General features: G+C 61.8%; 5 protein-coding genes. 4 read left to right on the top strand and 1 reads right to left on the bottom strand.

The annotated features are described in order from the left end of the window. The coding region (hrpB, locus tag AAC083_RS15675) for an ATP-dependent helicase HrpB (protein WP_108537078.1) at positions 1-1,248 on the bottom strand (1,248 nt) is incomplete at its 3' end. A gap of 215 nt (positions 1,249-1,463) precedes the next feature. Between hrpB and thpR the strand changes: the two genes are divergently transcribed. The 4 genes from thpR to gluQRS all read left to right on the top strand — a co-directional run. After that, positions 1,464-1,991: an RNA 2',3'-cyclic phosphodiesterase gene (thpR, locus tag AAC083_RS15670; protein ID WP_181364777.1), complete on the top strand. Its 528-nt coding sequence runs from the start codon at positions 1,464-1,466 to the stop codon at positions 1,989-1,991. 46 nt (positions 1,992-2,037) lie between these two features. Next, entirely contained in the window at positions 2,038-2,781 is a 744-nt protein-coding gene (sfsA, locus tag AAC083_RS15665) for a DNA/RNA nuclease SfsA (RefSeq protein WP_108537076.1), read from the top strand. A 119-nt stretch (positions 2,782-2,900) separates the two neighbouring features. Beyond that, positions 2,901-3,350, top strand: a complete 450-nt coding sequence (gene dksA / locus AAC083_RS15660; protein ID WP_033137830.1) for an RNA polymerase-binding protein DksA — start codon at positions 2,901-2,903, stop codon at positions 3,348-3,350. A gap of 113 nt (positions 3,351-3,463) precedes the next feature. Beyond that, positions 3,464-4,102: tRNA glutamyl-Q(34) synthetase GluQRS (gene gluQRS, locus AAC083_RS15655; protein ID WP_258224718.1), on the top strand; the 639-nt coding region annotated here is incomplete at its 3' end.

The raw sequence follows: 4,102 nt of genomic DNA, 5'->3' as shown, positions 1-4,102 counted from the left end.
GAAGGCTGCCATGGCACGGCCAGCAGGAGTAAGTTGTTGCTCACCCTCGGGCGTCATGGCACCCAAGCTGACCAGCAGCCGCTGGGCGCTGGCTACGGCAGCGGCGGGGGGCATGTCCAGCAGTGGCAGGCTCTCCACTTTAGCGCCCCACTGGGCGGCGTCCAAAAGCAGGCCGGTGAGCTCCTGCGTCAGTATGTCCGGCGGGCTCTGCTCGGCGAGACGCTCCTGCACTTCACCGCTCCAGAGCCGATAGCAGACGCCAGGACCGAGACGACCAGCGCGGCCCGCCCGCTGGGTAGCGGACGCCCTGGCGATCTGGCGGGTCTCCAGCCGGGTGACGCCACTTTTCAGATCGAAGGAGGCGCGCCGCTCCAGCCCGCTGTCGATGACCATATGGATGCCCTCTATGGTGAGGGAGGTCTCAGCCACATTGGTGGTGAGCACCAGCTTACGGCGACCGACCTGTGCCGGTTCGATGGCGGCCTGCTGCGCCGCCATGTCGAGACGGCCATAGAGCGGTGCGAGGCGCACGTCATCCGGCAGCCGTCCCTCCAGCCACTGGGCGAGCCGCTCTATCTCCCCCTGCCCCGGCAGGAACACAAGGGCGCTGCCGGCATGGCTGGCGAGCGCTTCCAGCACGACGGCGCCGACTTGCGGTTCCAGCCACTGCTGGCGATTGAGGGGGCGATAGTGATAGTCGATGGGAAAACCGCGCCCCTCGGAACGAATGACGGGGGCGTCAGGCAACAGGCTCTCGAGCGCCATGCCATCCAGGGTGGCGGACATGATGAGCAATTTGAGATCATCCCGCAGCCCCTGTTGGCTCTCGATGGCAAAGGCCAGGGCGGTATCGGCGTGCAGGCTGCGCTCGTGAAACTCATCGAAGATGACGAGCGACACGCCCGCAAGCTCAGGATCCTGCTGCAGCATCCGGGTCAGCACCCCCTCGGTGACGATCTCGAGTCGGGTCCTGGCACTGGTGCGACTCTCGCCCCTGACTCGCAGGCCGATGCGCTCTCCCACCGGCTCCCCCAGCTGACGGGCCAGAAAGCTGGCTATGTTGCGCGCCGCCAAACGACGGGGCTCCAGCATGAGGATGCGACCGGGCAGCCGGTTTTGGCGCACCAGCTCCAGCGGCAGCAGGGTCGACTTGCCCGCGCCCGGGGGCGCCTGCAGGATCACGCTGGCATGGCTGTCGATGGCGGCAAACAGCGCTGGCAACACGGACACTATGGGGAGTTGGGACAAAGCGGCGAGCACCTTCTGTGATGACCTTAAAACGGCGCCCATTCTGCCATAGCATCCGCCACCACCGTGAGCAGATGTCACCAGCAAGACATGACCACCACGGTTACCCTGGCATTCATGGCCAGCTCGCCAGGATACGCTGCGGCGAGACATGACCACCGTAGCTGCCATAGAATGGGGCCATGTTATGAGCGTAAAAAGGCATCCTCACCAACATGGCCAAACTTTTCTTTGCCCTGCCTCTACAACAGCTCGCCGCCGAGCTGATCGACTGGCGAGATCAACGCCCCTGGCCCGGCCAGCCGGTCCCCGCAGCGAACCTCCACCTGACGCTGGCCTTTCTCGGTGAAGCAGATCAGGTCACCACGGCCCGCCTGATGGCCGCCGCTGAGCGGCAGCACTGTCCGCCGCTGACCATCAAGCTGGATGAGACCGGCTGGTTCAGCCGTGCCAAGGCGGCCTGGGTGGGACCAGGTGACTGGCCTAACGAGCTGAATGTGCTGGCCAGGGCGCTGCGTCGTCACGGCGAGAAGCTGGGGCTTGGTAACGGTGAGCAGGGCTATCGTCCCCACGTCACCCTGTCGCGCAAGGCGAGCGAGGCGCCCGACACCTTGCCGGCACCGGATTTTTTGCTGCACGCGGATCACTTCTGCCTCTATCAATCCATTGCCACCCCGGACGGGATGCGCTATGAACCGCTCGCCTGCTGGCCCCTGCGCGCCAGAGAGAAGATGGCGTCGTGACAGCCGCGCGCCCTCACTTCCTGCCTATAAAAGAGAGAACCGCACCATGATCTTTGATCCCCCCCTGCAGTCCGGGCAGCTCATCTCCCGCTACAAGCGCTTTCTGACCGATATCCGGCAGGACAACGGCGAGGTGATCACCATCCACTGCGCCAATACCGGTGCCATGACCGGCTGCGCCGAGCCGGGCACCCGGGTCTGGTACTCCACCTCCGACAACCCCAAGCGCAAGCTGCCCCACAGCTGGGAAATCGCCGAGAGCCCGGCGGGTCACTTCATCTGCGTCAACACGGCGCGGGCCAACCAGATCGCCCGCGAGCTGATCGAACAGGGGGCGATGGCCCCGCTCGCTGGCTACGCCAGGCTGCGCACAGAAGTGAAATATGGCGAAGAGAACAGTCGCATCGACCTGCTGCTGGAAGATGACCACAGGCCCTCATGCTACATAGAGGTGAAATCCGTGACCCTGCTCGATGAGCGGGAGCAAGCCGGCATGGGCTACTTTCCCGATGCGGTCACCAGTCGTGGCGCCAAGCATTTGCGTGAATTGATGGCCATGAAGGCGGCAGGGCACAGAGCCGTGTTGCTATTTATGGTTTTGCACTCCGGAATAGTGAGAATGCGCCCTGCAGCACACATAGATCCGCTCTATAGTCAGCTAATTGAGCAGTCAATGGCGGCAGGGGTTGAAATTTTATGCTATCGACCCCATCTTGGGGTGCAGAGCATGGTGGCCCAAGATTTTATCCCTTTTGAATCTTGTCACCTGCTACCCGAGGGCAGCGAATAAAAGTTGGGATGGGTAACATAATTGGTACGGCTTGTTTGCCTACGCATTACCCTTCTGATATAGATGTCGCCCTCATTTTATGGATGGCACGGGTAGCGTGCTGAATTAGGAGACAGGGCATGCCAACAGGCGAAAACAGGAAATCTCTGGGCCCCCTGGCCATTGCGGGTGTAGCGCCTTACCAGGAAAAACCGGGTGAGGAGTACATGAATGACCAACAAAAGGCACATTTTCGCAAGATCCTGGGAGCTTGGCGCAACCAACTGATGCAGGAAGTTGACCGCACCGTTGACCATATGAAGGATGAGGCTGCCAACTTTCCGGATCCCGTGGATCGCGCCGCGCAAGAAGAAGAGTTCGCTCTCGAATTGCGCACCCGCGACCGTGAACGCAAGCTGATCAAGAAGATCGAGAAGACATTGGTGCTGCTTGAAGACGATGACTTCGGTTACTGCGAGCATTGCGGTATCGAGATTGGTATCCGTCGTCTGGAAGCCCGTCCGACAGCCGACCTCTGTGTCGACTGCAAAACACTCGCTGAAATCAAGGAAAAACAGATGGCCGGTTGATACCGACCACTGGCATAACTGAAAAAAGGGGGCTTGCGAGCTCCCTTTTTTATTGAGCTTTTGGTCGGGGCGTCCCAGAATGCAGCTTCAATGAATCGCTTGCCCTAATTGCCATGCCCGTGAATACACTCCCGTCGCCCCAGACTCGCCCCTATACAGGTCGCTTTGCCCCCTCCCCGTCAGGCCCGCTCCATTTTGGCTCCCTGATTGCGGCGCTCGGCAGTTTCTTGCAGGCCAGGGCGCAACAGGGGCGCTGGCTGGTGCGGATCGAAGACATAGACCCGCCACGGGAGATGGCCGGAGCCGCGTCGCTCATACTGCAGACCTTGGCGGCCCACGGCCTGGAGTGGGATGGGGAAGTGATGTACCAGAGCAAGCGTCATGGCCGTTATGACGAGATCATCAGGCAGCTCTATCAGGCTGGCGATCTCTACTGGTGCCGCTGTACCCGGCGCGAGATCATGGCGGGCGGCGGTTTGTACCGCGGCCACTGTCGCGATCTTGGTCTCGGGGCCGAGGGATGCGCCGCCCGACTGCGCCAGCACCATCCGGTTTACCATTTCGAGGATGGGTTGCAGGGCCGCATTGCGGTTCCTGCGGCGCTGGCCGAAGAGGACTTCATCATACGCCGTCGGGATGGCCTCTACGCCTATAACCTGGCGGTGGTGGTGGACGACATGGACAGCGGCATCACAGAGATAGTACGTGGTGCCGATCTGCTGGAGCCCACGGTGCGCCAGGTTGCCCTCTAC

This window comes from Aeromonas sp. HMWF014, assembly GCF_963878295.1.
GTDB classification, from domain to species: domain Bacteria; phylum Pseudomonadota; class Gammaproteobacteria; order Enterobacterales; family Aeromonadaceae; genus Aeromonas; species Aeromonas popoffii.
The sequence above is the reverse complement of the archived record's forward strand: the minus strand, read 5'-3'. Positions and strand labels throughout refer to the sequence as shown.